24 protein-coding genes are annotated in these 26,447 nt (G+C 63.2%); 16 read left to right on the top strand and 8 right to left on the bottom strand.

The window, feature by feature from the left end; translation table 11 throughout:
• The first annotated feature begins 486 nt into the window (after positions 1 to 486).
• The 6 genes from ACUXV1_RS00945 to aroF all read left to right on the top strand — a co-directional run bounded on the left by ACUXV1_RS00945 (position 487) and on the right by aroF (position 7,058).
• Positions 487 to 1,941: an aminoacyl-histidine dipeptidase gene (locus ACUXV1_RS00945; protein WP_446014339.1), complete on the top strand. Its 1,455-nt coding sequence runs from the start codon at positions 487 to 489 to the stop codon at positions 1,939 to 1,941.
• Between the two features lie 127 nt (positions 1,942 to 2,068).
• Entirely contained in the window at positions 2,069 to 3,277 is a 1,209-nt protein-coding gene (locus ACUXV1_RS00940; protein ID WP_337882286.1) for an MFS transporter, read from the top strand.
• A 417-nt stretch (positions 3,278 to 3,694) separates the two neighbouring features.
• Positions 3,695 to 4,768, top strand: coding sequence for a prephenate dehydratase (gene pheA, locus ACUXV1_RS00935; protein WP_043590587.1), 1,074 nt, complete (start codon positions 3,695 to 3,697; stop codon positions 4,766 to 4,768).
• Positions 4,769 to 4,849: 81 nt separating this feature from the next.
• Positions 4,850 to 5,431 (top strand): LOG family protein, encoded by a 582-nt coding sequence (locus tag ACUXV1_RS00930; protein WP_337882285.1) that lies wholly within the window; start codon positions 4,850 to 4,852, stop codon positions 5,429 to 5,431.
• 18 nt (positions 5,432 to 5,449) lie between these two features.
• Positions 5,450 to 6,019, top strand: a complete 570-nt coding sequence (locus ACUXV1_RS00925) for a hypothetical protein (protein WP_446014340.1) — start codon at positions 5,450 to 5,452, stop codon at positions 6,017 to 6,019.
• 22 nt (positions 6,020 to 6,041) lie between these two features.
• Entirely contained in the window at positions 6,042 to 7,058 is a 1,017-nt protein-coding gene (aroF, locus tag ACUXV1_RS00920; RefSeq protein WP_446014341.1) for a 3-deoxy-7-phosphoheptulonate synthase, read from the top strand.
• A 69-nt stretch (positions 7,059 to 7,127) separates the two neighbouring features.
• On the opposite strand, the gene ACUXV1_RS00915 is transcribed toward aroF, so the two are convergent.
• The 3 genes from ACUXV1_RS00915 to ACUXV1_RS00905 form a co-directional block, all read right to left on the bottom strand.
• Positions 7,128 to 7,772 (bottom strand): TetR/AcrR family transcriptional regulator, encoded by a 645-nt coding sequence (locus ACUXV1_RS00915; protein WP_019102235.1) that lies wholly within the window; start codon positions 7,770 to 7,772, stop codon positions 7,128 to 7,130.
• Between the two features lie 97 nt (positions 7,773 to 7,869).
• A complete protein-coding gene (locus ACUXV1_RS00910; RefSeq protein ID WP_081557086.1) occupies positions 7,870 to 8,736 on the bottom strand; it encodes a mechanosensitive ion channel domain-containing protein in 867 nt (288 codons plus the stop codon).
• Positions 8,737 to 8,755: 19 nt separating this feature from the next.
• Positions 8,756 to 10,366, bottom strand: a complete 1,611-nt coding sequence (locus tag ACUXV1_RS00905) for a peptide chain release factor 3 (RefSeq protein ID WP_043631609.1) — start codon at positions 10,364 to 10,366, stop codon at positions 8,756 to 8,758.
• Between the two features lie 112 nt (positions 10,367 to 10,478).
• Between ACUXV1_RS00905 and ACUXV1_RS00900 the strand changes: the two genes are divergently transcribed.
• The 9 genes from ACUXV1_RS00900 to ypfJ all read left to right on the top strand — a co-directional run bounded on the left by ACUXV1_RS00900 (position 10,479) and on the right by ypfJ (position 19,072).
• Complete coding sequence (locus tag ACUXV1_RS00900; protein ID WP_446014342.1) at positions 10,479 to 12,722, top strand: TonB-dependent receptor domain-containing protein; 2,244 nt, start codon at positions 10,479 to 10,481, stop codon at positions 12,720 to 12,722.
• A gap of 97 nt (positions 12,723 to 12,819) precedes the next feature.
• Positions 12,820 to 13,437, top strand: coding sequence for a riboflavin synthase (locus ACUXV1_RS00895; protein WP_043631612.1), 618 nt, complete (start codon positions 12,820 to 12,822; stop codon positions 13,435 to 13,437).
• 2 nt (positions 13,438 to 13,439) lie between these two features.
• Positions 13,440 to 14,096: a Dph6-related ATP pyrophosphatase gene (locus ACUXV1_RS00890; RefSeq protein ID WP_043631614.1), complete on the top strand. Its 657-nt coding sequence runs from the start codon at positions 13,440 to 13,442 to the stop codon at positions 14,094 to 14,096.
• Between the two features lie 111 nt (positions 14,097 to 14,207).
• Complete coding sequence (ribBA, locus tag ACUXV1_RS00885) at positions 14,208 to 15,314, top strand: bifunctional 3,4-dihydroxy-2-butanone-4-phosphate synthase/GTP cyclohydrolase II (protein WP_019102388.1); 1,107 nt, start codon at positions 14,208 to 14,210, stop codon at positions 15,312 to 15,314.
• A gap of 79 nt (positions 15,315 to 15,393) precedes the next feature.
• Positions 15,394 to 15,864, top strand: a complete 471-nt coding sequence (gene ribH, locus ACUXV1_RS00880; RefSeq protein WP_043590598.1) for a 6,7-dimethyl-8-ribityllumazine synthase — start codon at positions 15,394 to 15,396, stop codon at positions 15,862 to 15,864.
• Between the two features lie 66 nt (positions 15,865 to 15,930).
• On the top strand, positions 15,931 to 16,377 hold the full coding sequence (gene nusB / locus ACUXV1_RS00875) for a transcription antitermination factor NusB (protein ID WP_019102386.1): 447 nt from the start codon (positions 15,931 to 15,933) through the stop codon (positions 16,375 to 16,377).
• Positions 16,378 to 16,457: 80 nt separating this feature from the next.
• Positions 16,458 to 17,408 (top strand): thiamine-phosphate kinase, encoded by a 951-nt coding sequence (gene thiL, locus ACUXV1_RS00870; RefSeq protein WP_043631619.1) that lies wholly within the window; start codon positions 16,458 to 16,460, stop codon positions 17,406 to 17,408.
• Complete coding sequence (locus ACUXV1_RS00865; protein ID WP_446014343.1) at positions 17,392 to 17,904, top strand: phosphatidylglycerophosphatase A family protein; 513 nt, start codon at positions 17,392 to 17,394, stop codon at positions 17,902 to 17,904. The genes thiL and ACUXV1_RS00865 overlap by 17 nt, the downstream gene beginning before the upstream one ends.
• Before the next feature lie 313 nt (positions 17,905 to 18,217).
• Complete coding sequence (ypfJ, locus tag ACUXV1_RS00860) at positions 18,218 to 19,072, top strand: KPN_02809 family neutral zinc metallopeptidase (RefSeq protein WP_114155359.1); 855 nt, start codon at positions 18,218 to 18,220, stop codon at positions 19,070 to 19,072.
• 209 nt (positions 19,073 to 19,281) lie between these two features.
• On the opposite strand, the gene ACUXV1_RS00855 is transcribed toward ypfJ, so the two are convergent.
• The 5 genes from ACUXV1_RS00855 to ACUXV1_RS00835 all read right to left on the bottom strand — a co-directional run bounded on the left by ACUXV1_RS00855 (position 19,282) and on the right by ACUXV1_RS00835 (position 24,477).
• Positions 19,282 to 20,139 (bottom strand): efflux RND transporter periplasmic adaptor subunit, encoded by an 858-nt coding sequence (locus tag ACUXV1_RS00855; RefSeq protein WP_043631625.1) that lies wholly within the window; start codon positions 20,137 to 20,139, stop codon positions 19,282 to 19,284.
• Between the two features lie 71 nt (positions 20,140 to 20,210).
• Positions 20,211 to 20,408 (bottom strand): DUF1656 domain-containing protein, encoded by a 198-nt coding sequence (locus tag ACUXV1_RS00850; RefSeq protein WP_019100681.1) that lies wholly within the window; start codon positions 20,406 to 20,408, stop codon positions 20,211 to 20,213.
• Positions 20,398 to 22,557 carry an FUSC family protein gene (locus ACUXV1_RS00845; RefSeq protein WP_446020043.1) on the bottom strand — a complete coding sequence of 720 codons (2,160 nt, stop codon included), beginning with the start codon at positions 22,555 to 22,557 and terminating at the stop codon, positions 20,398 to 20,400. The genes ACUXV1_RS00850 and ACUXV1_RS00845 overlap by 11 nt, the downstream gene beginning before the upstream one ends.
• On the bottom strand, positions 22,544 to 23,059 hold the full coding sequence (locus ACUXV1_RS00840) for a MarR family winged helix-turn-helix transcriptional regulator (RefSeq protein WP_019100679.1): 516 nt from the start codon (positions 23,057 to 23,059) through the stop codon (positions 22,544 to 22,546). Before ACUXV1_RS00840 ends, ACUXV1_RS00845 begins: the two co-directional genes overlap by 14 nt.
• A complete protein-coding gene (locus ACUXV1_RS00835) occupies positions 23,056 to 24,477 on the bottom strand; it encodes an efflux transporter outer membrane subunit (protein WP_446014345.1) in 1,422 nt (473 codons plus the stop codon). The genes ACUXV1_RS00840 and ACUXV1_RS00835 overlap by 4 nt, the downstream gene beginning before the upstream one ends.
• 272 nt (positions 24,478 to 24,749) lie before the next feature.
• On the opposite strand from ACUXV1_RS00835, the gene ACUXV1_RS00830 reads away from it, so the two are divergent.
• Positions 24,750 to 26,384: a methyl-accepting chemotaxis protein gene (locus ACUXV1_RS00830; RefSeq protein ID WP_019100677.1), complete on the top strand. Its 1,635-nt coding sequence runs from the start codon at positions 24,750 to 24,752 to the stop codon at positions 26,382 to 26,384.
• Positions 26,385 to 26,447: the final 63 nt, after the last annotated feature.

The following is a 26,447-nucleotide window of genomic DNA, read 5'->3' as shown; positions in this document are numbered from 1 at the left end:
GGCGTGGAACACAAGCTCAAATGTTCATGCATCGCATGGCCATTTCTTTTTATTAAGAGTGGCTAACAAACTCCTGATGCTGCGTTGCGCCGACTTGCCGTACTCAAGTACGGCCTGCGTCGGCACGCCTTGCCTCAGCCGTAATACTGAGTTTTGTTAGCTGCTCTAAGAGGTTTCACCCTGTCTTGCTCCAGATTGCGAGACTTTGAACAGGCTTTGGCAAACGGACGAGAGGGATTTTCAGTGTCGGAGGATAGCGGCTTTGTCACAGCTGGCAAATAGCATGGCCTTGCTTGCAGGAGGACTCATGACTTCGGTCAAGCGATTCAGCGGATTAGACGCTTTTGGCATGAGTTTCCCACATGACGCCGCGCATGCGGGCGTGATAAAGTGGACAGTCTGAATTCCAACGTTGCCGCGCCGGGCGCGGCGCGTTCGGCCATAGCCCGAACCGCTATCGCATCTTGATGATTTAGAGGACTTTCCGTGACCCGAATTGCAGAACTAGAACCCAAAGTCGTCTGGGAGCATTTCCAGACCTTGTGTGAAATCCCGCGTCCGTCCAAGCATGAGCAGCAATTGCGCGATTACCTGAAGGGGTGGGCGGAACTGCGCGGCCTGGACACCGTGGTGGACGAGGTCGGCAACCTGATCATTCGCAAACCGGCGACCCCAGGCTATGAAAACCGCATCGGCGTGGTGTTGCAAGGCCATCTGGACATGGTGTGCCAGGCCAACACCGGCACCGAGCACGACTTCTTCAAGGATCCGATTCGTCCGGCGCTGCAAGACGGCTGGCTGGTGGCGGAAAACACCACGCTGGGCGCCGACAACGGCATCGGCGTGGCGCTGGGCATGGCGGTGCTGAATAGCGAGGACGTGCCGCACGGGCCGATCGAGGTGCTGCTGACACTGGATGAGGAAGCCGGCATGGGCGGCGCGCTGGGTCTGGGCACCGGTCTTTTACAAGGCCAGTACCTGATCAATATCGATACCGAAGAGTGGGGCGAGTTCTACATGGGCTGCGCCGGCGGCGTCGACGTCAACGTCAGCCGCGGCTATGCGAGCGAGGACGTTCCCGCTGGCTATCAAGCCGCCAGCCTGGTGATCAAAGGCCTGCGCGGCGGCCATTCCGGCGCCGATATTCATCTGGGCCGCGGCAACGCCAACAAGATTCTGATTCGTCTGATCCGAGAGCTGGAAGCGGAAACCGATCTGCGCGTGTCTTCGTTCAAGGGCGGTACCGCGCGCAACGCCTTGTCGCGCGAGGCTTTCGCCGCAGTGGCTTTCCCGGCCGCGGATGCGGACAAGGTAGCGGCCAAGCTGGATGCGTTCCAGAGCCTGCTGCGCTTTGAACTGGCTGGCGTCGACGAGGGCGTCACCGTGGTGCAGGAGCGGATCGAGCTGGACAAGGTGATGTCGCGCGCGGATCAAGGCGCGATCTTCGCTGCCTTGCACGCGGCGCCGCATGGCGTCAAGCGCATGAGCCAGCGCGTCCAGGGCGTGGTGGAAACCTCCAACAACCTGGGCGTGGTGGTGGTGGAAGAGGGCAAGTTGTTCGCCAACCTGATGGTGCGCTCCTTGCTGGATTCCGGTACCTGGATGCTGGCGCGCGAGGTGGAAAGCCTGTTCCTGTTGGCTGGTTGCAAAGTCGAGATGGAAGGCGGCTATCCGGGCTGGGCGCCTAACCCGCAATCCAAGCTGCTGGCCTTGTTCCAGCAAGTCTATGCGCGCGAGTTCGGCGACGAGGCCCAGGTGCAAGTGATCCATGCCGGCCTGGAGTGCGGCATCTTGGGTTCCAAGTATCCGGATATGGACATGGTGTCCTTCGGACCCAACATCCGCGGCGCGCATGCGCCGGGCGAGCGGGTGGAGGTGGAGTCGGTGGGCAAGGCCTGGCATTTGCTGAAGGCGGTGTTGGCTGCGGTGCCGGCGCGCTGAATCTCTGTTAGCTAAGGTTTGAAGCGAATACCGGCCAGCGTCAGCTGGCCGGTTTTGTATTGGTCGAGCCGGTTTTGCCCTATGATCACAACAGCCGCGCCGCTGTTATTTCGCATGGAGACTAGCGATGAACGATTCCATCAAGCGATTGCTGCTGACCGGCGGCCTGATTGTGTCGCTGGCCATGGGCATACGCCATGGCTTTGGTTTCTTCATGCCGCCGATGACCCAGGCCTTCGACTGGAGCCGGGAAGCCTTCGCCTTCGCGCTGGGGCTGCAAAACCTGGTATGGGGCCTGGCTCAACCCTTCGCCGGCGCGCTGGCGGACAGGCATGGTTCCGGCAAGGTGCTGCTGGGCGGCGCCTTGCTTTATGTCGCCGGCCTGGCTTTGATGACGGTGTCCGGCACACCCTTGCTGTTTTCCCTATCGGCCGGCGTCTTGCTTGGTCTGGCCTTGTCCTGTGTCACTTATAGCGTGATTTTTGGCGTGGTGGCGCGCAGCGTGTCGCCGGCCTACCGTTCGCGCGCGATGGGCATCGTCGCGGCGGCGGGGTCTTTCGGCCAGTTTGCGATGATCCCGGTGGAGCAAGGCTTGATCGACGGCCTGGGCTGGCTGCCGGCGCTGCTGATCCTGGCCGCTTGCGCCGCGCTGATGCTGCCCTTGTCCGGCTGGCTGGCGCGCGAGGACCGGCCGGCGCAAACCGCCGCGGCCCAGCATTTGTTGCGCGGGATGGCGGACACCTTCGCCGCCGCCTGGGCGGAACGCGGCTTCCGTCTGCTGATGGCCGGCTATTTCGTCTGCGGCTTTCAGGTAGTGTTCATCGGCGTGCATCTGCCGGCCTATCTGCGCGACCACGGCTTGGGCGGCGGCACCGCTAGTCTGGCGCTGGCCTTGATCGGCCTGTTCAATATATTCGGCACCATGGCCTTTGGCGAACTGGGCAGCCGTTGGTCAAAGCCCAGCCTGCTCAGTTTCATTTACCTGATGCGCAGCGTGGTGATCGCGGTTTTTCTATTGCTGCCGCTTAGCGGCGTTTCAGTGGCGGTGTTCGCCGCCACGATGGGTTTTTTGTGGCTGTCCACGGTGCCGTTGACCAATGGGGTGATCGCCGGCATGTTCGGCGTGCGTCACCTGGGTCTGCTGTCCGGCGCGGTGTTTTTCTCGCACCAGGTGGGCAGTTTCCTGGGGGTGTGGCTGGGCGGGGCGCTCTATGATTTGCTCGGCAATTACGATCTGGTATGGATGCTGGCGATAGCCCTGGGCCTGCTGGCCGCCGCGGCCAATCTGCCGGTGCGCGAAACGCCGTCGACCGGTTTTGCCAAGGAGGACGCATGAGGGCTGTGCTGTTGTCCGTCGGCGCGGCGCTGCTGCTGGCCTGGCTGACCGGGATGTATTTGCGCGCCGATTTCGTGGTGGACCTGGCCAACCGGGTATGGACTTGTTTTGGTTAAGAACCTGTTCACGAGTTGCTGCGCGTCGGCGGGAGAGTTAGACAGAGGCGTTGAAACCCGCTTCGAAATACCCATGGGGCGCGTATGCATTCCACTTGCCCAGCTCTTTTCGTTTTGCTTCGACGTAAGTCGCGAGGCTTTGAAGAGATTCTAAGAGTTGGTTGGTCTCTTGCGTTTTATCGCGACAAAGGCTTGCGAGCGTGGCTCATCTCGCGGAAACTGGGTGTTTCGGGAGCCGCGTGTTCAAACCCGGACGCGCGCGTCTCTACAGGATGCATGCAATAGAGAAAGACTGGAAGCCGTGTCGGAACATTTACTTAAACAGCACCGCGATGCCATCGACAACATCGATGTGGAAATCCTCAATCTGCTGAACCAGCGCGCCACTCACGCGCGTGAGATCGGCGAGATCAAGGGCGGCGGCATCATCTATCGGCCCGAGCGCGAGGCGCAGGTGTTGCGCCGCGTCAAAGAACTCAATCCCGGACCTTTGCCGGGCGAGTCGGTGGCGCGCTTGTTCCGCGAGGTGATGTCCGAATGCCTGGCGCTGGAAAAGCCGCTGTCCATCGCCTATCTGGGGCCGGAAGGTACTTTCAGCCAGTTGGCCACGCTCAAGCATTTCGGCCACGCCGCGCGCACGGTGGCCTGTAGTTCGATCGACGAGGCTTTTCGTCTGGTGGAGTCGCGTGGTCTGGATTACGTGGTGGCGCCGGTGGAGAATTCCACTGAAGGCGCGGTGGGCCGCACGCTGGACCTGATGGTCACCAGTCCGTTGAAGATTTGCGGCGAAGTGGTGCTGCGCATCCACCACCATTTGCTGCGGAAGGTGGAGGGCCTGGACGGCATCCGTCGCGTCTACGCGCATGCTCAGGCGCTGGCGCAGTGTCATGAGTGGCTGAACAAGAACCTGCCGGAAGCGGTGGAGCGGGTGTCGGTGGCCAGCAACGCCGAAGCGGCGCGGCTGGCGGCCGAAGACGAGGGCGCGGCGGCGATCGCCGGTCAGGCCGCGGCCGAGCGCTACGCGCTGTTGAAGCTGGCGTCCAATATCGAGGACGAGCCCAACAATACCACCCGTTTCCTGGTATTGGGGCTGCAAGACGTGGGCGTGACAGGCCAGGACAAGACCTCGGTGGTGGTGTCCGCGCCCAACCGCCCTGGGGCGGTGCACCAGTTGCTGGCGCCCATAGCCGGCAATGGGGTGTCGATGAGCAAATTCGAGTCCAGGCCGTCGCGCGCGGGCCTGTGGGACTATGTGTTCTTCATTGATATGGAAGGGCATCGAGACGACGCCAATGTGCAGCAGGCGCTGGCGGGGCTCGCCGAGTGCACTTCCTTTGTCAAAGTGCTGGGCTCTTATCCGCTCGCGGTGCTTTGAATTTTAGGATGAGGATGCAAGCGGGCCGCGCAGCGGCCCGTTGTGTTTTTGACGTTAATGTTTGATAGGGGAAAAATAAGAATGAAAGCTATCTGCCTGTTTTGCGGCTCCAACAAGGGCGTCAAGCCCGAATACGAAGCGGCCGCCCAGGACTTTGGCCGCACCTTGGCCGAACAGGGCATCACTCTGGTCTACGGCGCCGGTAAAGTGGGTTTGATGGGCGTGGCCGCGGATGCCGCGCTGGCGGCCGGCGGCAAAGTCATCGGCGTGATTCCGGAGTTTCTCAAGGCCAAAGAAGTGGCGCATACCGGCTTGACGGAAATTCATGTCACCGAAACCATGCACCAGCGCAAGGCGCTGATGGCGGAGTTGTCCGACGGCTTCATCGCGCTGCCGGGCGGCTTCGGCACCTTCGACGAATTATTCGAGATCTTGACCTGGGGTCAGTTGTCCTTGCACGGCAAGCCGGTGGGGCTGCTGGACGCCGCCGGCTATTATCAGCCCTTGCATCGGATGATGGAGCACGCGGTGGCGGAGGGCTTCGCCCGTCCCGGCAATATGGATCTGTTCCGCATCAACGAAGACTTGTCTGCGCTGTTGTCGGATATGCGCGCTTACCAGCCGCGGGAGGTCGCCAAGTGGCTGGACCTGGCCAAGGCTTGAGTCGGCGCTGAAGCCAAGATGCGGGCGAGAGAAACGGCGGCGCAGGGCTGGCGCCGGCTGAAACGGGTGTTGACCTGGCCGCTGGCCTTGCTGGCGGCCTTGATCATCCTGTTCGAAGAGTACGCCTGGGACGAGCTGTCCGCCGCGCTGGGGCGCTTGGCGGCCTGGCCGCCGCTGGCTGCGCTGGAGCGGCGCATCGCCGTCTTGCCGCCGTGGGCTGCCCTGGCGATATTCGCGCTGCCGGCGGCCTTGTTGCTGCCGGTCAAACTGGCGGCGCTGTTCCTGATCGGGCGGGGGCACGCGCTGCTGGGCGTGCTGATTATTCTGCTGGCCAAGGTGGGAGGCACCGCGCTGGCGGCGCGGTTGTTTACGCTGACCCGGCCGACGCTGATGCGAGTGTCCTGGTTTGCGCGGCTGTATAATGGCTTCGTTTACTGGCGCGAGCGAATCTTCGAGCGCTTGCGGGCCTCGGCTCCGTGGCGGCTGGCGCATGCGCTGGCCGGGTTTGTCCGGCGAGGCGCGCAGCGGCCGTCGTTCTGGTCGCGGCTGGGGCGTCGTTTGGCTGGGCGTTGGCGCAGGCGGTCATGAAGGGTTTTGAACGGGATAGCGGATGATCATCATCATGAACCGGCTGGCGCCGGAAAGCGAAGTGGCTGCCGTGGTGGCCAAGATACGAGGCGCGGGGCTTAGCGAGCATGTGTCGCGCGGCGCGGAGCGCACCATCATCGGCGCGGTGGGGGACGAACGCAGCTTGTCGCCGGAAATGTTCGAGTCGATGCCGGGGGTGGAGCGGGCGATGCGGGTGGTGCGCGAGTACCGCATCGTCTCCCGGGAGACTCACCCGCAGAACAGCGTGGTGCAGGCGCGAGGTCTGGCCTTCGGCGGCGAAGCCTTGCAGGTGATTGCCGGACCGTCCGCGGTGGAGTCGGCGCAGCAGATCGCGCAGGCCGCAACGGCGACGCGGGCCGCCGGTTGCCGGTTGCTGCACGGCGGCGTGTTCAAGCAGCATCCCAGCCCTTACGGCTTTCAAGGCCTGGGGGTTGAGGGCATTGAGCAGTTGATCGCAGCCGGCCGCGCCGAGGGGCTGCCGGTGGTGTCCGAGTTGGCCGACGTGCGCATGCTGGACGTGTTTTTGGAGCAGGGCGTGGACATCATCCAGATTGGTTCGCGCAGCATGCAAAACGTCGAGCTGTTGAAGGAGGTGGGGCGCTTGAACAAGCCGGTTATCCTCAAGCGCGGCGTTGCCGCGACCTTGGGCGACTGGTTGATGGCTGCCGAATACATCGCAGCCGGCGGCAACCACAACATCGTGTTCTGCGAGCGCGGGATTCGGAGTTTCGAGCCAGCCTATCGCGCCACGCTGGATGTCAGCGCGATTCCCTTGCTCAAGCGCGAAACTCATTTGCCGGTGATTGTCGACCCCAGTCACGCCGCCGGCAAAGCCTGGCTGGTGCCGGCGCTGGCCAAGGCGGCTTTGGCCGCCGGCGCGGACGGCCTGCTGCTGGACATGCACCCGCAGCCGGAGGCCGCCTTGTGCGAAGCCGATCAGGCCTTGACGCCTGAGGGGCTGGCCGCGCTGATGGCGGAGCTGCGGCCCTTGGCGGCGACCTTGGGGCGTAGTCTGTAATCGGATTCCAAGCGTCGATGCATGAAAAAAGCCGCGTTTACGCGGCTTTGCTTTTTCCGGTGTCGGCGATCAAACCTTGTGGCGTTCGCACAGCGCGCGGAAGGCGCCCATATACTGATCCTGCACATAGGGTTTGAGCAGGGCCAGCACCTGCAGCACGCCACGGTGGCCGGATTCCTCGGTGATCGGCGCTTTGGGGCGCGCGGTTTGTTCGAAGGCGAACCAGAACTTCACCACCAGCCAGATATTGATGCTGACCGGTTCGATGTCTTCCTCGTCCATTTCCAGCAAACCCAGGCGGATGAATTCGCGGAAGTGTTCGGCCAGGATGTTTTTCAGTTCGGTGTTGACGAACTGATGGTACTCCGACTGCATTTGCGGGTTGCGCGCCAGCATGCCTGGCAGGTCGTAGAACATGAAGCGGAACTGCCACATCGCCAAGAAGGCGGTATCCAGGTAGTTAACCAGATCGTCTACCGTCATTTCTCGGTTTTCCGGCACCGCCAGGCGCTGATTGATGAACTCGCGGTACATCAGGAAAATTTGATAGACGATCTCTTCCTTGTTGCGGAAGTGGTAGTACAGGTTGCCCGGGCTGATGCCCAGATGCGCGGCAATGTGATTGGTGGTGATGCTGCGCTCGCCCTGCTCGTTGAACAGCTTGAGGCTCTCCTGGATGATGCGGTCGTAGGTTTTGATTCTGTTTTTGCTCATGATGCGCTTGGGCTGTTCAATGACATTCGGGATGCGCCATTCTAACGCAAATTTGGAGTTCTTGCTCTAATTATTTGCGCGCGCGCTTCCCGCTGTCTTAGGCCGGGGCTGTATCGCCCTGTTCGGGAAAACATTGCGCCAGAAAGTGGTGCAAGATGGTCTGTTCAATACGATGCCGGTCGCGGGCCGGTATCGCGATGCGCAAGATCAACTGATAGCGTTTTTCGTCGATGGGCTGTAGCGCGATGCGCGGTTCCACTGACGGAATGTCCACCAGATTACGCTTGGCCATGTCTTCCATGTGCTGGCGCGCCACTTCCAGATGAGGCTGGCAGGACTCTTCCGCCGCCGCCATCAGTAGGCGCTCGGCGCGAATGGGCGGCACGGAGTAGGCCATGGGGACGTTGACGATGTGCATCACATAGTCGCCCATGTAGTTTTCGCGAATCACCGGCGTGGATAGCAGCAGGCTGTTGGGAAAGGTCAGCGCCCGCCCGGTCATCTGGTGCGAGCTGTGATTGGGTCCGATCTCCATCACCGTGGTGGACAGCAGGCCGATGTCCACCACCCGCCCGCGCACCGTGCCCACTTCGATATGATCGCCCAGGCTGTAGCTGTTGGAGGTCTGGCGCACCAGACCGCCGGACAGGCACATGATCAGTTCCTTGGTGGCCAGGATCAGCGCGGCGGCGAAGGCCAGCATGGATACCGCGATGGTTTGCAGCTCGCTGGCCCAGATCAGGCCGATGCCGGCCAGACCGGAGACGAAGAGGATGTTGCGAGTGTTCACCGACCAACGCCGCTTCGACTCGATCGCTATGCTGTTGTTGGCCGCCAGCAGCCGGTCCACCACCAGGCGGATGATAAGCAGGGCGGCGATCAGGATCAGCGAACGCGCTATTTCGTGCGAGTAGTTGTCGCGCAGATAGCCTATCAAGTCGAACAAGGTGGCCTTGGGCTCCATGGGGTCGTCGGTTTCAGCTTCAGTCGTTGAGTTTGACCGCGTGTTCGCGGGTTTCGTGGAATACGATGTCCGGCCAGCGTTCCTGAGTCAGTTGCAGGTTGACGCGGTTGGGGGCCAGGTAGGCGAGGTTGCCGCCGGCGTCGGTGGCGATGTTGATCTGCAGCGCTTTGACGAATTCGTCCAGCTTCTTGCGGTCGCCGCAGCTGAACCAGCGCGCGGACCAGATGCTGGCGGATTCGAACATCGCGTCCACGCCGTATTCGGCCGCCAGGCGCGAGGCCACCACTTCAAACTGCAGCACGCCCACCGCGCCCAGAATCAGGTCGCCGCCGCTGTGCGGCTTGAATACTTGCACCGCGCCTTCTTCGCCCAGTTGCTGAAGGCCCTTTTGCAGTTGTTTCAGCTTCAAAGGGTTTTTGATGCGAACGCTGCGGAACAGTTCCGGCGCAAAGAAGGGAATGCCGGTAAAGGTCAGGTCTTCGCCTTCGGAGAAACTGTCGCCGATCTGGATATTGCCGTGGTTGGGAATACCTATGATGTCGCCGGCAAACGCCTCTTCCACGATTTCGCGGTCGTGGGACATGAAGGTCACTACGCTGGAGGCCGCGATGTCGCGGTTCAGGCGCAGGTGTTTCATCTTCATGCCGCGCTCGAACTTGCCGGAGCACACGCGCAGGAAGGCGATGCGGTCACGGTGCTTGGGGTCCATATTGGCCTGGATCTTGAACACGAAACCGGAGAACTTGCCTTCGGTGGGCGCGACTTCGCGCACGGTGGCGTCGCGCAGCTGCGGCGCGGGCGCCCAGTTGATCAGCGCGTCCAGGATTTCGCGCACGCCGAAGTTGTTGATGGCGGAGCCGAAGAATACCGGGGTCAGTTCGCCTGCCAGGAATTCATCCAGATTCCACTCGTTGGATGCGCCCTTGACCAGTTCGATCTCCATGCGCAGTTGTTCCATTTCCAGCGGGAACAGCTGGTCCAGACGCGGGTTGTCTATGCCCTTGATCACTTCCACGTCGGTGATCAGCTTTTCCGCGCCCGGTTCAAACAGGATGACCTCGTCGTTCAGCAGGCTGTAGACGCCGCGGAAGGCCTTGCCCATGCCGATGGGCCAGGTGATGGGCGCGCAGCGGATCTTCAGCACGTTCTCCACTTCGTCCAGCAGCTCCAGGCTGTCGCGCACCTCGCGGTCGTACTTGTTCATGAAGGTGACGATGGGCGTGCTGCGCAGGCGGCAGACGTTCAGCAGCTTGATGGTCTGCTCCTCCACGCCCTTGGCGGCGTCGATCACCATCAGGGCGCTGTCCACCGCGGTCAGCACGCGGTAGGTGTCTTCGGAGAAATCCTGGTGGCCGGGGGTGTCCAGCAGGTTGACGGTGTGGTCGCGGTATTCGAACTGCATCACCGAGGACGCCACCGAGATGCCGCGCTGCTTCTCGATTTCCATCCAGTCGGAGGTGGCGAACTTGCCGCCTTTCTTGCCCTTGACGGTGCCGGCCATCTGAATGGCGCCGGAGAACAGCAGCAGCTTTTCGGTGAGCGTGGTCTTACCGGCGTCAGGGTGGGAGATGATGGCGAAGGTGCGGCGGTGGGACACTTCTTCGGCGATGCGGGCGAGTTCGGCGGACATGGGATTGCTTGTATTGGAATTCGATAAAGCCGGGTATTTTACCGGACTTGCCTTACGGTGGAAGTTTTATGTTAGTATTGATAATGATTATCATTAACAAAATAAAACCGTGATGCCTTGCTCTCGTCTTTCTCCGCCTTGCCCCGATTCTATTTTCCGTGCCCCCAATCCGCCGCGCTTCCGTACCAAAGCTCTGGTTCTGAGCCTGGCTTGCCTGGCTGCGCCAAGCGTCTGGGCCGCCGAAGCGCCGGCGCGCCTGGATACCGTTCACGTCACCGCCGACGGCCCGCAGGCGCGGGTGGGCAGCAATAAGCTGGACCGCGAGGAAATCGAGCGGCCGCAAGCCCGTTCCCTGGCAGAAGTGCTGGACGCGTTGCCCGGTGTCAATGCCGGCGGCTCGCAGCGCCCCGGCGGTCAGACCATCAATGTTTGGGGTTTTGAGTCGGTCGAGCATGTGCAGGTGTCCCTGGACGGCGCGCCGCAGGGCTTTGACAAGTATCAGCAGGGGACGTCTTTTATCGATCCGGAGTTGCTGGGTTCGGTTGAGGTCCTCAAGGGCGGACATTCTCCGTTCTACGGCAACGGCGCGTTCGGCGCTGTGGTCAAGGCGGAAACCAAGACCGTGGCCGAGCTGCTGCGGCCGGGCAAGTCAGTGGGCGGCTTCGCCAAGCTGATGTATCAGGACAACGGCAATCAGTTCGGCCAGTCTCTGGCCGCCTATGCGGGCGGCCCTGGCAGTAAGGCCGACATCCTGGCCTATATGACCCGATCGCGCGCCGGCGACGGCAAGAAGGGCGATGGCACGGGCATGATGTTTTCCGGCAATGATCTGGAAGGCGGCATGCTGAAGCTGGCCTGGCGTCCGGCGCCCGGCCATCGGCTGCGCTTGGGTTGGGTGAGCCAGGAGGAGGAGCGGCGCACGCCGTGGGCGGCCAAGCGCGGGGATATCCCGGCGCCAAACGCCGCCGACATCAAGAAGTACGGCTGGGAAGGCGCTTGGCTTCGCCAAAGTGTGTGGCGCGAGCAGCAAAATGAGACGGTGAGCGCGGACTGGACCTTCGTCAGCGATTCGCCCTGGCTGGATTTGCAGCTTAGCTATGCGCAGTCGCGGCGTTATCAGCACGATACCCGGCCGCCGACGGCAAGTATCTACGCCTTCTCATCCTTGTTCGGGAACGAGAGTTGGGTGACTCAGCGCGACCGGCGCCTTGAGCTGCGCAATATCGCCCGCTTCGGTTCCGGCTGGGCGCGTCAGGAAGTCACTATGGGCGTGAGCTGGGCGCACAAGACGCTGGATGCGTTGTTTTACCGCCCGGATAAGCGTAAGGATCCGGCTTACAACTATGGTTATCTGAATCCGCGCTACCAGCCTCCGGGCGAGGAAACCGTGCGATCCGCCTATTGGGTGCATCAGTGGCAGCCCTTGGAAAGTCTGACGCTGACGCCTTCTCTGCGCTACGACCATGTATGGATACAGGGGCGGGAAAACCTGGCTTCCGCGTATAACGATCCAGCCAAGGGACACGATTACAGCGGGTTGGCGTATTCCGGCTGGTCGCCGCGTTTGGCCGCGCGTTGGAACTTCCGTCCGGGCTGGACGCTGGACGCCGGCTATACCCGCACCTGGCGCGCGCCGGGCGTGGACGAGGTATACGATACCCAGACTTTGGGCAGCACGACGGCGACTAGCCGCCAGTTACAGCCGGAAACGTTGAACGCGGTCAAGCTGGGGTTAGAGTACGAGCGCGGCAATGTGCTCACGTCCGGGGACAATCTGTCCGCAGCGCTGACTTGGTATCGCCAAACCGTCAAAAACGATATCGCGCAGCGCCTGGGACCAAACCGGGGAGATGCGCCGGGAGCGCCGCTGCCGCCAGTGATTGGCTTCTATCGCAATATGCCCGGCTATGTGATTCAGGGCTTTGAGCTGGAAGGGCGTTATCAGGCCGGCGGCTGGTTCGGCAGCTTGTCCTTGTCGTCGACCAAAGGCGAACGCAATCATAGCCTGATGGACCCGTGGGGCAGGGACGAGCCCATCACCAATATCCCGCCGCGCAAGGCGGTGGCCAATCTTGGCTATCGCTGGAACAAGATCGGCCTGTCCTTGAGCGGGCAGGGCAAGTTCGTGCGCAAGCAGGACCGGGTATTGGTCAATTCACCTTATGCTTATCCCGCGCAGCACGGCTATTCGTTGTTCGGCCTGTCACTGGGCTGGCAGCCCAAGGACCGGTTCAAGGGGCTGGAGGCGCGATTGGCGGTGGACAATCTGTTCAACACTCAATACATCCCTTATCTGACCGAGGGCGCGGAAGGCATGGGGCGGGCGATCCGCACCAGCGTGTCCTGGCGTTTCTGAGGGAACGCGGCTTGCGTTTGATTTGAGACTAGGAGGGGCCGCGCGCCCCTCCTTGCGTTACAATGGCGCTCCAAATCCCTCGCAAAGGAGCGTCTTCGTGTTTACCGGTATCGTCCAAGGGGTGGCGGAAGTGATCGCCATCACGGAGAAGCAGGACTTCCGCACCCATACGCTGCGTTTGCCGGCGGCCTTGCTGCCCGGCCTGGAGTTGGGCGCCTCGGTGGCTCACAACGGCTGCTGCCTCACTGTCACCGCCATCAACGGCGATCAAGTTTCCTTCGATCTAATGCGCGAAACCCTGCGCGTCACCAACCTCGGCCTGTTGCAAACCGGCAGTCTGGTCAATATCGAGCGCGCCGCGCGCTTTGGCGACGAGATCGGCGGCCATGCGATGTCCGGTCATATTTTGTGCATGGCCAAGGTGGCCCGGGTGATCGATCTGCCCAATAACCGAACCGTATGGTTCGAATTGCCGGCGGAACACATCAAATATGTGTTCGCCAAGGGCTATATCGGTATTGACGGCATCAGCCTGACCATAGGCGAGGTGACGGACAACCGCTTCTGCGTGCACCTGATTCCGGAAACCCTGGAGCGCACCATCATCAAGTCGCGCAAAGTGGGCGACTTGATCAATATCGAAGTGGATCCGCAGACTCAGGCCATCGTTGAGACGGTGGAGCGGGTGCTGGCCCAGCGAGGAGCCGCGGCGTGAACATGGTTGGCCGGCGCGTGCTGGCCTCCTGGAGCGGCGGCAAGGATTCCTGCCTGGCGCTATGGCGCGCGGTGCGAGCCGGCGCCCATCCGCAAGCCTTGCTGACGATGGCGGACGAGCGCGGCGAGCGTTCGCGCTCGCACGGCTTGCGCCCGGAGGTGCTGGAGTTGCAGGCGGCGGCGCTGGGTTTGCCCTTGCGAGTGGGGCGCGCAAGTTGGGACGGCTATGAGGCCGAGTTCATCGCCCGGTTGGTAGAGGCCCGCGCCGACGGTTGCGAGGCCGCGGTGTTCGGCGACATCGATCTGGACGCCCACCGCGAGTGGGAGGAAAAGGTTTGCGCCGCCGCCGGCCTGCAAGCGTGGCTGCCGCTGTGGCAGCAAGCGCGCGCCGCTTTGGTGCGAGAATTCATCGATGCCGGCTTCCGCGCCCGCATCGTGGTGGTGAATACCCGGCTGGCCGGCGAAGAGTGGTTGGGGCGGGAGCTGAGCCACGAGTGGGTGGACCGGATGTTGGCGGAAGGCATGGATCCTTGCGCCGAGGCCGGCGAATTTCACACCCTGGCAATGGACGGGCCTTTGTTCGCCCAGCCCTTGCGCTTGCGCGACGGCGACATCCATCGCCATGGAGATTATGTCAGCCTGGACCTATTGCCTGGCTGAGAGCCTGTTCAGAGTCTCGCGAGCAAGTGCGAGCCTTTGAACAGGCTTTGAAAATGAATTCAGGCGGGCGGCGGCCCGCGCCAAAAACAAGTGCTTACGAAGGAAGATGGTATGACTATTTCCCCGATTCAGGACATTATCGCCGACATCAAGGCCGGCAAGATGGTGGTGCTGGTGGACGCCGAGGACCGCGAGAACGAAGGCGACCTGGTCATGGCGGCGGAGTTCGTCACCCCGGAGGCGATCAACTTCATGGCCAAGTTCGGCCGGGGGCTGATCTGTCTGACCCTGACGGAGGAGCGTTGCCAGCAGTTGAACCTGCCGCTGATGGTCAGCAATAACGGGACTCCGTACAGCACCAACTTCACCGTGTCCATCGAGGCCGCCGAAGGCGTGACCACCGGCATTTCCGCGGCGGACCGAGCCCGCACCGTGCAAGCCGCGGTGGCGCGGCTGGCCAAGCCGGCGGACCTGGTGCAGCCGGGTCACATCTTCCCGCTGAAAGCGCAAAAAGGCGGCGTGCTGATCCGCGCCGGCCACACCGAAGCCGGCTGCGATCTGGCGATGCTGGCGGGTTTGGAGCCGGCCGGCGTGATCTGCGAAATCATGAATGACGACGGCACCATGGCCCGCCTGCCCGAACTGGTGGAGTTCGCGCGCGAGCATGGCTTGAAAGTGGGCACCATCGCTGACTTGATTCAATACCGCAGCCGCACTGAATCGCTGGTGGAGAAGGTGGGGCAACGACCGGTGGACACCCCGTTCGGCGCCTTCGACTTGCATGTGTTCCGCGACATCACCACCCGCGCCACTCACTTGGCCCTGGTCAAGGGCGAGATTGAGGCGCAGCGCGAAACCCTGGTGCGCGTGCACGAACCCTTGTCCGTGATCGACGTATTGGCGCCCTTGTGCAGCCAGCATTCCTGGACAGTGCCGAATGCGCTGGAAATGATAGAGGAAGCCGGTCACGGCGTCGTGGTATTGCTGTACCGCGATGAAACCGGCGAGGACTTGGCGCAGCGCGCGCTGGGCCTGGAGCAGCAGAAGCAGCGTTGGGACAGCAAGACCTTCGGCATCGGCGCGCAAATGCTCAAGGCGCTGGGCGTGGGCAAGATGAAGCTGATGACCGCCCCGGTGAGCTTGTCGTCCATGACCGGCTTCGACCTGGAAGTGACCGGCTTTTGTCAGCCGCGGGCCTTCCACGTGGACGAGGAATGAGCGGCGGCGCAATGGCTAAGGTCCGGGGATTGAGGTAGAATCTCCGGTTTTCCGTAGTGATTCCGCCGCGAGGAACAAGATGCTTCAAGCTATCCAGCGTATAGAACCCGATCTGATGGGCAAGGGCCTGAAAATCGGCGTTGTGATGTCGCGTTTCAACACCCCGGTTTGCGAAGGCTTGCGCGATGCCTGCCTGGGCGAGCTGGCCCGGCTGGGCGTGGCCGCTGAGGACGTGACCCTGGCCACGGTGCCGGGCGCGCTGGAAGCGCCGCTGGTGTTGCAAACCATGGCCAAGAGCGGCCGCTTCGACGCGCTGGTGGCGCTGGGGGCGGTGATCCGCGGCGAAACCTACCATTTCGAACTGGTGTCGAACGAATCCGGCGCGGGCGTGACCCGCGTGGGCCTGGACTTCGACATCCCGATCGCCAACGCGATTCTGACCACCGAAACCGACGAGCAGGCCGAAGTGCGCATGGAAGTCAAAGGCCGCGAGGCCGCTGCCGTGGCGGTGGAGATGGCGAATCTGCGGAAGCGCATCCTGCGCGGCTGATCGGCTCCCGCCAAGATACCGGAGCCGGGCGTGCCCGGCTCACCGCTCTTTACAAGGAACACCTCTATGAAAACCGCTCGCCGCCGCGCCCGCGAATTTGCCATCCAAGGCATTTACGAATGGGAGTTGAACCCGGATCGTCCGGCCTCCCTGATCGAAAAGCATCTGCGCGAGAATGAATACTTCGCCAAGGCCGATGAGGCCCTGTTCCGCGAAATCCTGTACGGTGTGCTCAGAGACGTCGGCACGCTGTCCAACCAGATTGGCCGCTACTACGAGCGCGCCGAAGACGAAGTCAGCCCGGTAGAACGCGCCGTGCTGTTGATGGCTGCGCTGGAACTGACCCAGCATCCGGAAACCCCGTATCCGGTGATCATCAACGAAGCCATTGAAATCACCAAGACCTTCGGCGGCACCGATGGTCATAAATTCGTCAACGGCGTGCTGGACAAGCTGGCCGCCGAAGTGCGCGCCGACGAAGTGGCGTCGCAGAAGGCGCGTCGCCAAAACTGAGGCCTTGTCGCCGGCGCCGTCAGATTGGAACACACCCGCGACCGCGGGTGTTTTTGCATCGGCCGAGCAGAAAGATCGTGATGAATGAATTTGAATTGATCCGCCGCTATTTCACGCGTCCGGCTGGCGGCGCGGTCCTGGGCGTTGGAGACGACGCCGCCATTCTGCGGCCGACGCCGGGTTGCGATCTGCACGTATCGGTGGACATGCTGGTGGAAGGGCGTCATTTCTTCGCCGACGTCGAGCCGGAGGCGCTGGGTCATAAAACGCTGGCGGTGAATTTGTCCGATATGGCGGCGATGGGCGCCGCGCCGCGCTGGGTGGTGTTGTCGCTGGCTCTGCCGGCGATGGACGAGGCCTGGGCCGCCGGCTTCTCCCGGGGGTTTTTCGCCTTGGCGGAGCGTTACGGGGTCGATGTGATCGGCGGCGATACCACGCGCGGCCCGCTGACGCTTTCGGTCACCGTGGGAGGGGAGACTCCGCGAGGCCAGGCGCTGCGCCGCGCCGCCGCCCGCGTGGGCGACGATGTTTGGGTTAGTGGCGAGCTGGGTTTGGGGGCGATGGCGGTGCGCAGCCGGCTGGGCAAGATCGCGCCGCTGCCGGACGGTTTGCGCGAGGCGGCCTGGCGCAAGCTGGAATACCCGGAGCCGCGCATCGCCCTGGGCCTGGCTTTGCTGCCGCTGGCGCATGCCGCCGCCGATGTGTCCGACGGCCTGCTGTCGGACCTCGGCCATATCGCCGCCGCTTCTCAGACGGCGGTGGAAGTATGGGCGGACGCCTTGCCGTCGCACCCGCTGGCGGAGGCCGCGCGTGAGCAATGGCTGGATTGCCTGGCTGCGGGCGGCGACGATTACGAACTGGCATTCACCGCCCCGGCCGGGCGCCGGGCTCAGATCGAAGCCTGCGCCGAGACGGCGGGCTGCCGCTTGAGCCGCATCGGCCGCATCGCGGCGGGCCAGGGCGTCAGCCTGCTGGACGGTGCCGGCAACATCATTCAACTGGAAAGCACCGGCTATGACCATTTCAAATGAGACGGAAACCCTGAAGCTGCAGCCGAACTGGCGCTTTGTTCTGAGCCATCCCGCCCATTTCCTGGCTTTCGGTTTCGGCTGCGGCCTGGCGCGCAAGGCGCCTGGGACCTGGGGCACGGTGGCCGCCTATCCCTTGTTTTTTGTCCTGCACGCGCTGGGCGTGCAAGGTCTGGTGCTGGCGGCGTTGTGTCTGCCGCTGTTCATCGCCGGGGTCTGGATCTGCGGCTACAGCGGCCGGGCGCTGGGCGTGCACGACTACGGCGGCATCGTCTGGGACGAGATCGTAGCCATGCTGCTGGTGCTGGCCTTCGCGCCGGCCACGCCCTTGGCCTGGCTGCTGGCTTTTGTCTTGTTTCGCTTTTTCGACATTCTCAAGCCCTGGCCTATCCGTTGGCTGGACCGTCACGTGGGCGGCGGTTTCGGCGTGATGGTGGACGATCTGCTGGCCGCCTTGTTCGCGCTGGCGGTGCAGTGGGGAGTTTGGCGTTTGCTGTAAGAAGCTGTTCAAAGTCTGCTGCGCTTCAGCGATACGGCGTTGAAAACGTCTTCGAAATGCTCATGTACCCCTCGTACATTCCGCTTTCTCAGTTGTTTTCGCCTTGTCTCGCTCTTGCTCGCGAGACTTTGAACAGGCTCTAAGAGCCTGTTCAGGCGCATTGCCGAAGCATGAAAGCATTGAGCCCGTTCGCCCAAGGCGGCTAGCGGGTTTCAATTCAAACGCGTACCATGCATCGTTTTTTGATGTCGATGTTCTTTTTGCCCGTGCGATAAGCTTGGGCGAAGGATGATTGAGCCAGGGGAGGCGAGGCATGCGTTGGGATGGCAACCGGGAAAGCGATAATGTGGAAGACCGCCGAGGCGAAGGCGGTAACGGCGGCGGGGTGATCGGCATTGGCGCCGTCCTGATCGGCCTGGTGGCCTGGTTGGTTTTCGATGTTAATCCGATAACGGTGATCAATCTGATCAGCGAAATGGAGCCGGCGGCCGAGCAACAGGCGCCGGCTCGGGCGAGCGCGGCGGACGACCGCGACGCCAAGTTCATCCGTGTGATGCTGGCCGATACCGAGGATGTGTGGCAGCCCTTGTTCGAAGCTCAGGGCCAGCGTTACCGGCCGCCCAAGCTGGTGATGTTCAGCGGGGCGACACCCACGGCCTGCGGCCGAGGCGACGCGGCCATCGGTCCGTTCTACTGCCCCGGGGATGAGAAAATCTACATCGACTTGTCGTTTTTCCAAATGCTGGGCCGTGAATTGGGCGCGCCAGGCGAGTTTGCCCAAGCTTATGTGATCGCGCATGAGGTCGGACATCATGTCCAGCATCAGCTTGGCATTTCCGCCAAGGTGGACGAAGAGATGGCGCGTAGCGACGAGCGGCGCGCCAATGCTTTGTCGGTGCGTCAGGAGCTGCAGGCGGACTGCCTCGCAGGGGTGTGGGGACGCCACGCCGATCAGGCGAGGCAAATTCTGGAGCAGGGCGACCTAGAGGCGGCGCTGAACGCCGCGGCCAGGATAGGCGACGACGCCTTGCAGCGTTCGGCTGGCCGCGAGGTGATGCCGGACTCCTTCACCCACGGCAGCGGCGAGCAGCGCGTGCGCTGGTTCCGCCGTGGTTTCGACAGCGGGGATATGGCGCAGTGCGATACCTTCCGAGCGCGGCGGCTGTAAGAACCGGTTCAAAGTCTGCTGCGCTTTGTGAAGCGTTGTGCGGTGAGTACAAGCTCAAAATGCTCATATACCCCTCTACCATTCCGATTTCTCAGCCGTTCTCGCCGTGTCTCGCTCTTGCTCGCGAGACTTTGAACAGGCTGTAAGAGTCTGCTCAGCGTGGACATGAAAAGGGGCCGACGGCCCTTTTTTTCATCGCCGCCGCGAACTCAACGCACTACCACGGTGCAGGTGGTGCCCGCCACCAGAACCTGTCCAGCCGGCAGTGTGTCCAGCTCAATGCGCACCGGCACCCGCTGCGCCAGCCGCACCCAGTTGAAGGTGGGGTTGACGTCGGCCAGAAGTTCGCGGCCGGTGCCCGCGTCGCGGTCGGTGATGCCGCGGGCGATGCTGGCGACGTGGCCGCGCAATGTCGGGCCGCCGCTGAGCAGGGTGATCTCCACCTTGGCGCCGGGCTTGAGCAAGGGCAGCTTGGTTTCCTCGAAATAGCCTTCCACGCGATAAGAATTACGGTCTATTAGCGCCAGTTTGGGCGCGCCGACGGCGGCGAAGTCCCCGACGTGGACATTGAGGTTGGTCACGTAGCCATCCGCCGGGGCGCGCACCACGGTACGCTCCAGATTCAGGCGGGCCAGATCGCGGGCGGCCAGCGCCGCCTGGTATTGGGAGCCGGCGGCGGCGGCGGCGAAGCTCGCGGTTTCGCGGTTTTCGGCGGAAACCACGGCGCTGTCCAGGCTGTCTCGTCGCGCCGCCTCCTTGCCGCGGCGGTTTTTCTCGGTGCGCTGGCCGTCCAGCGCGGCTTCAGCCTGGGCCAACGCCGCCGCGTAGCGGGCGCGGTCCACGACGAAGAGCACGTCGCCTTTATGCACGGGTTGATTGTCCTTGACGGCCACCTGGGTCACCAGGCCGGCCACGTCGGCGGAGAGGGTGATCACGTCGGCGCGCACGCGGCCATCGCGAGTCCATGGGGAGTGCATGTAGTGGTCCCACAGCGCCTTGCCCAGCCAGACGGCGAGCGCCAGCAGCAGCAAGGTGGTCAGATAGCGGATGAGGGTGTTGGTTTGCATTTTGATTGTCCGAAATAGGGTTTCAGCGCTTGTTCAAAGCCCTGCGGGCCAGGCCTGGGCGAGCGGCGCGTTCAATAGAGCAATAGCGCCAGGCCGCTGAACACGCAGATCAGCAGGCTGAGGCGGAACAAGGCCGGGTGCCATACCCGGCGGTAGACGCCGGCTCGGCCCAGCAGCCAGTCCAGTCCGGCCTGACACAGCAGGCTGAACAGGAATAAGGGCAGCAGGGTGGGAATCAGAATGCCGAACACGGCGATTTCACGAGTCATGGTCAGTTCCTTGCGCTGCGCTTGCGGCGGCTTCGGCCACATCCAGCAATGAGGTGTGGATCAGGTGCAGATCGGCCAGCGCGCGTTGAATCCGCGCTGCGCGTTCGGGCTCCGCCAGCGCCAGATGGGCGCGCAGAACCGGACCGGCCGCCCGCATGGTGGCGATGGCCTGTTGCAGCCGCTCCGGCGACGGCGAGGCGAAATAGCGCGCCAGCTGCGCCACGGTATGTTCCAGGTCGGCGCGCAACTGCGGAGACGGCGATTCCGCGGTCAGGGTGCGCAGATTGATGACCGCCAGGCCCAGCTCCAACAGGGTGATGGCCTGCGCGGTGATCGCCTGCTTGAGTTCGGCTTGGGCCGGGCTTAGCGTGTTCAGCAGATTGAGCAGATCGCGGATACGGTTCTCGTAGCGCTGCTTCAAGTGCGGCAGCTTGGCGTCGCAGGCGCGGCGCGCCTCTCGCCACAAGGCGGCGGCGATGTGACGCGGCGAACCCATGGTGTGTTCGGGCAGCACCAGTTGGAAAAAGGCCGCCGCCAGCGCCAATCCCAGAATGCGGGCGATGCCGTTGTTGAGAAAGGCGACGATGTCGTAATTCATCTGGTTTTGCGGGTTGATCGCATTGGCCAGCACGATGGTCATGCCGGCGCCGACGCCGGCGTACTTGGGCAGGCATTTCAGATAGCTGCCCAGCGCCAGAAAGGGCAGCAGGCCCAGCATCAGCATTGGAAAGTCGTTGCCCTGGCTCAGCAGCCAGAACAAGCTGATATAGGCCAGCGGGGTGCCCAGCGCGAAGCCGGTCAGGAACTGTTTCACCATCAGCACCGGCCGCGGCGAGGAGGCGGCCAGGCCGCAGAGCACGGTAGCCAGCAGCACGGCTTCCAGCGCGCTGGGCCAGGCCAGCCAGTACCAGGCGATGGACAGGGTGCCCAGGGTCAGCGCCGCGCGCACGCCGCCGGCTACGGCCACCGGCAACGGGGTGCCCGGCACATAGGCCGCCAGCGAGCTGATTTGCTGCGGCGTCTTGCTGGCGAAGCCGTGGTAGACGCCGACGAAGGCGTGCATTTCCTCAATGAAGCGGGTCAGAAGCTCGGTGGCGGTGTCAAAGTCTATGCGCCAGTGCTCGGCTTGCTCGCCGCCTGGCAAGTGAGCGCGCGCGGCCTCGATGCGGCGCGGCCAGCCGGCGCGGAGGCGCCCTAACTGCTTCTCCGTGTCCTGGGCTTCCGAGGCGTTGCGCGCAGGGCCGTCGGGACCGCTGAGCACGACGGCCACTTCGGAGAACAAGGGCAGCAGCAGGCCAGGCAGCGGCGAATCGGCGTCGCGGCGCAGCCGCTCCATTTGCCGGTGCAGCGTGTGAAAAGTGGTCAGCGCGGCCATGAAGGTGGCGTTGAAGGCGTGCAGCTGGTTGCTGCGCGAACGCACGTTGCCGGCTTCGAAGAAAGCGGTGGCGCGGCCGGCCTCCAGCGCGGCGATGTCGGCGGCGAATTTGAGCTGGGCTTGTTCCAGGTCGCGGGCGTGCAGTTTTTGCGCCAGCGCGTCTTGGCACAGCAGAATGAATCGCAGATAGCGGCCGCGCACATTGCTGACCACCTGTTCGGCCTGGTAGCGCGGAAACACGATGTCGTAGACCACCGCGCTGCAGATCAGGCCCAGCGAGATTTCCGAGACTCGGGTCACCGCCAGATCAAACACCGTCAGAGGATGGCCTATGGCCGGCAGCGCGATGATGCAGGCGGTATAGCCGGCCAGCACGAAGCCGTAGGAGCGCGAGTTGCGATACAAGGTGGCGCAGCCGGCGCACAGTCCTATCCATAGCGACAGCGCCGCCAGCAGCAAGATCGGTTGCGAGGCCAGCATGCCGACCAGAATCAAGGCCGCGGCGCAGCCGGCCAGGGTGCCCAGCAACCGGTAAAAGCCTTTTTCCAGTACCAGGCCGCTTTGCGGCGAACCGACGATGAGCACGGTGATCAGCGCGGTGCCCGGCGAGTCGAAGCCCAGGCGGAAGGCGAGCCACAAGGCGGCGAAACCGGCGAGCAGCGTTTTGAGGATGAAGATCCAGCGCTCGCCCTCCAGGCGCAGCCAGTCTTGACCTGCGCTGCGTAGCGCTCGGCCCAGCAAACGACGCCGGGCGGTGAGGCTAGCCGTGGTCATCATTGGATACCGCACGGTTCAGATTGCCGAGCTGGCGCAGATAGAACTGCTCCTGCTGTTGCATCTCCTCGGCGCTGAAGCCGTCGAATGTATTGCCCAGATTGCCCCATACATCGGGCAGCAGTTTGCGGATGCGATCACGGCCGGCCTCGCTGAGGGTGACAGTGACCGCGCGGCGGTCGTCGCTGAGCCCGCCGCGACGGATCAGGCCCTGCTTTTCCAGATCGTTGCAGATGCGGGTCATATTGGCCGGTTTTTGCGAGCAGGTCTCCGCCAGCGAGCCAGGCGTCATCGTTTCTTGTTCGGAGCCGTAGAGCACCGCCAGCACCAAGTAGCTGCTTTCGGTCAGCCCATGTTTGCGCAGGGCGGCGTTGGTCAGGTCCTGGATGCGCTTTTGCACGTGATAGTTCAGCCGCGTCAGTGTGAGCAGCGATAGCGGGAACTCCGGAATCCTGGTCTTGACGCGTAGCAGGCGCTTGCGGGTTTCTTCGAAGTGACTCATTTGACTTCTCCGTCGGCGATGGGGGTTTGGGGTTCAATGCCGCCGCCCAGCGCGGCCATCAACGCGGCGTAGCTGTCCAGGCGCTGGGCTTGGGCCTGCGCGCGCTTTTGCCGGGCGGATAGTTCGCTCAGCCGCAGCTGTCGCACCGCGCTCTGATCGCTGAGTCCGGCGCGGTAAGCCTGCTCGGCCAGTGCCCGCTCGCGGCTGGCGGCGTCTAGCGCCTGTTCGGCCTGCCGGCTCTGCTGGTCCGCGGAGCGGGCGCGGACGATGGCGCTGGCGGTTTCGCTCAAGGCGTTGATCAAGACGGCGTTGTAGCTTTCCACCGCCTGGTCGTAGGCGGCGGTTTGGGCGCGCAATTGGCCGCGCAGGCGGCCGCCTTCGAATATCGGCAGGCTGATCGCCGGCGCGAAGCCGCGCAAAGCCGCGGCAGGAGACAACAGATCGGCAAAACCTATTGCCTGATAGCCGACGAAGGCGCTGATGTTGATGTTGGGGTAGAAGGCGGCGCGCGCGACCTTGATGCGCGCGGCCTCGGCCTCTACCCGCCAGCGTTGCGCGCTCAGGTCCGGCCGGCGGCCCAGCAATTGGGCCGGCACCGCGGCGAGAGGGTCCAGCGGCTGATCCAGGCGCAGCGTTGGGCGTCGCGGACGGTTTTGGGTGTCGGGCGTTTGGCCGCTGAGCGCGGCCAGCTGGTTGCCCAGGGTGGCGATGCGTTCGTCGATCTGTTCCAGCTGGGCGCGGGCGGCCGGCAGCTTGCCGCGTTGCTGCTCCACTTCCGGTTGCGCGGTCAGCCCGGCGGCCTTGCGGCTCAGGCTGAGATCCAGCAGCGCCTGCTGTTGTTGCAGCGCGGCTATGGCCAGGTCTTTTTGCTGGTATTGCTCGGCCAGTTGCAGATAAGCGCGGATAACCGCGGTTTCCAGGTTCAGCGCGCTCAGTCGGGCGTCGGCCGCGGCCATCTGCGCGTCGCTCAGCGACGCCGACAAGGCTTGGCGTTCCCGTCCCCACGCGTCCAGATCGTAACTGAGATTGACGGCGGCGCGGGTTTGCCAGTCGTAATTGCCGTGGCCCGCCGGCGGGACAAGATTTTTTTCAGCATGCAACTGCCGGGTGCTTTGCCATTGCGCGTTGATTTGCGGTTGGACGGCCGCGGCGCTGACCTCGCTTAGCGCCTGGGCCTGACGCAGCCGCGCTTCGGCGGCGCGCAGGCTTGGATTGTCTTGCAAGGCCAGGCGGATCAGTTGTTCCAGCTGAGGATCCCGCCATTGCCGCCACCAGTCCGCGGAGGGCATCCCGGCCCAGGGCGCGTTCAATGCGGGCGGCGTTTTAAGCTGAGATGCAGGTTTGACGGCGTCCATTTGGGCGCAGGCGCTAAGCATGAGCGCGCCGGCAAGGGCGAGGGTGGCGGGAAACGGCTTCATCTGTTCATCCATGTTTTACATCTGTGTATATTTTATTTGTTGATATTACATTTGTAAAACAAAATTTGATGGGCGCGGCAAAGCCATGCTCCCCATATTCCTGGCCATGCCATCTCCGACTGACGCAAATCAAGCGCATGGCATTAAATATGGTCGGCAGAGTAATGACGAGTGTATTATTTGGGTTTGCTTAATAAATACGGCGGATAAACCGGGCCGCGCGGCGAGCTTGCGCCCGGTTTGCCGCATCGTCGGCGATTTTTGGAGACACCATGCGAGCGGGCCTTTCCTTGAAGCAGCGTTTGTTGTTATTGATTTTTAGCGTGATTGCGTTGACTTGTCTGCTGGGGGGCCTGGTGCTGCGCAGCATGCACCAGCAAATGATGGCCGATCGGCAGGATTTGATTCGCGGGCAGGTGGAAAACGCCTTGAGCCTGGTGGCCAATTACGAGGAGCAGGCAGCTGCCGGCGTTTTGCCGGAGGCAGAGGCGCAGCGGCAGGCTCTGCTGGCGCTGACCCGGCTGCGTTTTGCCGGTAAGGAGTATTTCTTCACCTTGGACAAGGGGCTGATCTGGCTGGCGCACGGGGTCAATCCCAAGTTGGTGGGCAAGGACATGCACGCGGTCAAGGATTCCAGCGGCAGCAGCCTGGGCGACAAGTTCGACCAGACCCTGCGTCAGGGGCAGGGCAAGGGCTTTGCGGAATTTGTCTGGGACAAACCCGGCTCGGCGGAGCCGCAACCCAAACTGGCGTATTTGCAGTCCAGCCCGCGCTGGGGCTGGGTGGTGGGCACCGGCTTGTATATGGACGACGTATGGGCGGCTTTGCGTGTGCAACTGCTGGGCGTGGCGGTCCAGGTGCTGTTGATCGCCGCGGTGTGTGGCGGTTTGGGCTGGTGGCTGTTCCGCAGCGTGACGCGGCAGCTGGGCGCGGAGCCAGCGCAGACCGCGGCCGTGGTGCGAGAAATCGCCGGCGGACGGCTGGATGTGCCCGTGCCGGTCCGGGCGGGCGACAAGGACAGTTTGATGGCCAATATCGCTCATATGCAGCAGGCTTTGCGGCAGATGGTGGCGGACATCGTGGCCAGCGCCGGTGAGCTGGGGCGTTTGAGCGAGGAGGTGGTGTCCGGCGCGCAGGCGGTGGCGGACAACTCCCAGCAGCAAAGCGAAAGCGCCACCTCGATGGCGGCTTCGATCGAAGAGCTGACGGTCAGCATCAATCACATCTCGCAATACGCTCAGGATGCGCGGCAGGTATCGCAGCAGTCCGGCAGTTTGTCGGACGAAGGGGGCGAGGTGATCGCCAAGGCGGTGGCGGAGATGAAGGGCATCAGCGAGACGGTGGACCTGACCGCCGGCGCGATTTCTGCGCTGGCGGACAAGACCGCCACCATCTCCAGCATCATGCAGGTGATCAAGGATATCGCGGACCAGACCAATCTCCTGGCCTTGAACGCGGCCATCGAGGCGGCGCGCGCGGGTGAAACCGGCCGCGGCTTCGCGGTGGTGGCGGATGAGGTGCGCAAGCTGTCCGAACGCACCGCGCAGGCCACGGAAGAGATCGCCGGAATGATAGACGAGATCCAGCTCAGCTCCGACCAGTCGCGCGCCAATATGAGCCAGACCGTGGAGCGGGTGCGCGCCGGGCTGGCGCTGGCCGAGCAGGGCGGAGAGATGATTCAGCAGATACGTGGCAGCGCCGGTCAAGTGGTGCAGGTGGTGCGCGATATTTCCCATGCCCTGCAGGAGCAAGGCATTGCCAGCCAGGACATCGCCCGCCATGTGGAGCAGATCGCCCAAGTGGCCGCGGGCAACGCCGCCGCCGCCACCCAGGCGTCCAGCGGCATCCAGAGCATGGACGAGGTGACCGGTGGCCTGCGCCAGACGGTGGCCGGTTTCCAGGTGTAGCGCCGGAAGGGAACGTGGATTTTTAGAGCCTGTTCAAAGTCTCGCGAGCCAGGGCGAGGCAAG

The sequence above is a fragment of the Chromobacterium sp. W521 genome (assembly GCF_052805975.1).
The sequence above is the reverse complement of the archived record's forward strand: the minus strand, read 5'-3'. Positions and strand labels throughout refer to the sequence as shown.

Coding starts and splice junctions, on each gene's coding strand:
- ACUXV1_RS00940 (WP_337882286.1), top strand. CDS start 2,069: ATGAACGATTCCATCAAGCGATTGCTGCTGACCGGCGGCCTGATTGTG.
- ACUXV1_RS00930 (WP_337882285.1), top strand. CDS start 4,850: ATGAAAGCTATCTGCCTGTTTTGCGGCTCCAACAAGGGCGTCAAGCCC.
- ACUXV1_RS00925 (WP_446014340.1), top strand. CDS start 5,450: ATGCGGGCGAGAGAAACGGCGGCGCAGGGCTGGCGCCGGCTGAAACGG.
- aroF (WP_446014341.1), top strand. CDS start 6,042: ATGATCATCATCATGAACCGGCTGGCGCCGGAAAGCGAAGTGGCTGCC.
- ACUXV1_RS00915 (WP_019102235.1), bottom strand. CDS start 7,772: ATGAGCAAAAACAGAATCAAAACCTACGACCGCATCATCCAGGAGAGC.
- ACUXV1_RS00910 (WP_081557086.1), bottom strand. CDS start 8,736: ATGGAGCCCAAGGCCACCTTGTTCGACTTGATAGGCTATCTGCGCGAC.
- ACUXV1_RS00905 (WP_043631609.1), bottom strand. CDS start 10,366: ATGTCCGCCGAACTCGCCCGCATCGCCGAAGAAGTGTCCCACCGCCGC.
- ACUXV1_RS00900 (WP_446014342.1), top strand. CDS start 10,479: ATGCCTTGCTCTCGTCTTTCTCCGCCTTGCCCCGATTCTATTTTCCGT.
- ACUXV1_RS00890 (WP_043631614.1), top strand. CDS start 13,440: ATGGTTGGCCGGCGCGTGCTGGCCTCCTGGAGCGGCGGCAAGGATTCC.
- ribBA (WP_019102388.1), top strand. CDS start 14,208: ATGACTATTTCCCCGATTCAGGACATTATCGCCGACATCAAGGCCGGC.
- ribH (WP_043590598.1), top strand. CDS start 15,394: ATGCTTCAAGCTATCCAGCGTATAGAACCCGATCTGATGGGCAAGGGC.
- nusB (WP_019102386.1), top strand. CDS start 15,931: ATGAAAACCGCTCGCCGCCGCGCCCGCGAATTTGCCATCCAAGGCATT.
- thiL (WP_043631619.1), top strand. CDS start 16,458: ATGAATGAATTTGAATTGATCCGCCGCTATTTCACGCGTCCGGCTGGC.
- ACUXV1_RS00865 (WP_446014343.1), top strand. CDS start 17,392: ATGACCATTTCAAATGAGACGGAAACCCTGAAGCTGCAGCCGAACTGG.
- ypfJ (WP_114155359.1), top strand. CDS start 18,218: ATGCGTTGGGATGGCAACCGGGAAAGCGATAATGTGGAAGACCGCCGA.
- ACUXV1_RS00855 (WP_043631625.1), bottom strand. CDS start 20,139: ATGCAAACCAACACCCTCATCCGCTATCTGACCACCTTGCTGCTGCTG.
- ACUXV1_RS00850 (WP_019100681.1), bottom strand. CDS start 20,408: ATGACTCGTGAAATCGCCGTGTTCGGCATTCTGATTCCCACCCTGCTG.
- ACUXV1_RS00845 (WP_446020043.1), bottom strand. CDS start 22,557: ATGACCACGGCTAGCCTCACCGCCCGGCGTCGTTTGCTGGGCCGAGCG.
- ACUXV1_RS00840 (WP_019100679.1), bottom strand. CDS start 23,059: ATGAGTCACTTCGAAGAAACCCGCAAGCGCCTGCTACGCGTCAAGACC.
- ACUXV1_RS00835 (WP_446014345.1), bottom strand. CDS start 24,477: ATGAAGCCGTTTCCCGCCACCCTCGCCCTTGCCGGCGCGCTCATGCTT.
- ACUXV1_RS00830 (WP_019100677.1), top strand. CDS start 24,750: ATGCGAGCGGGCCTTTCCTTGAAGCAGCGTTTGTTGTTATTGATTTTT.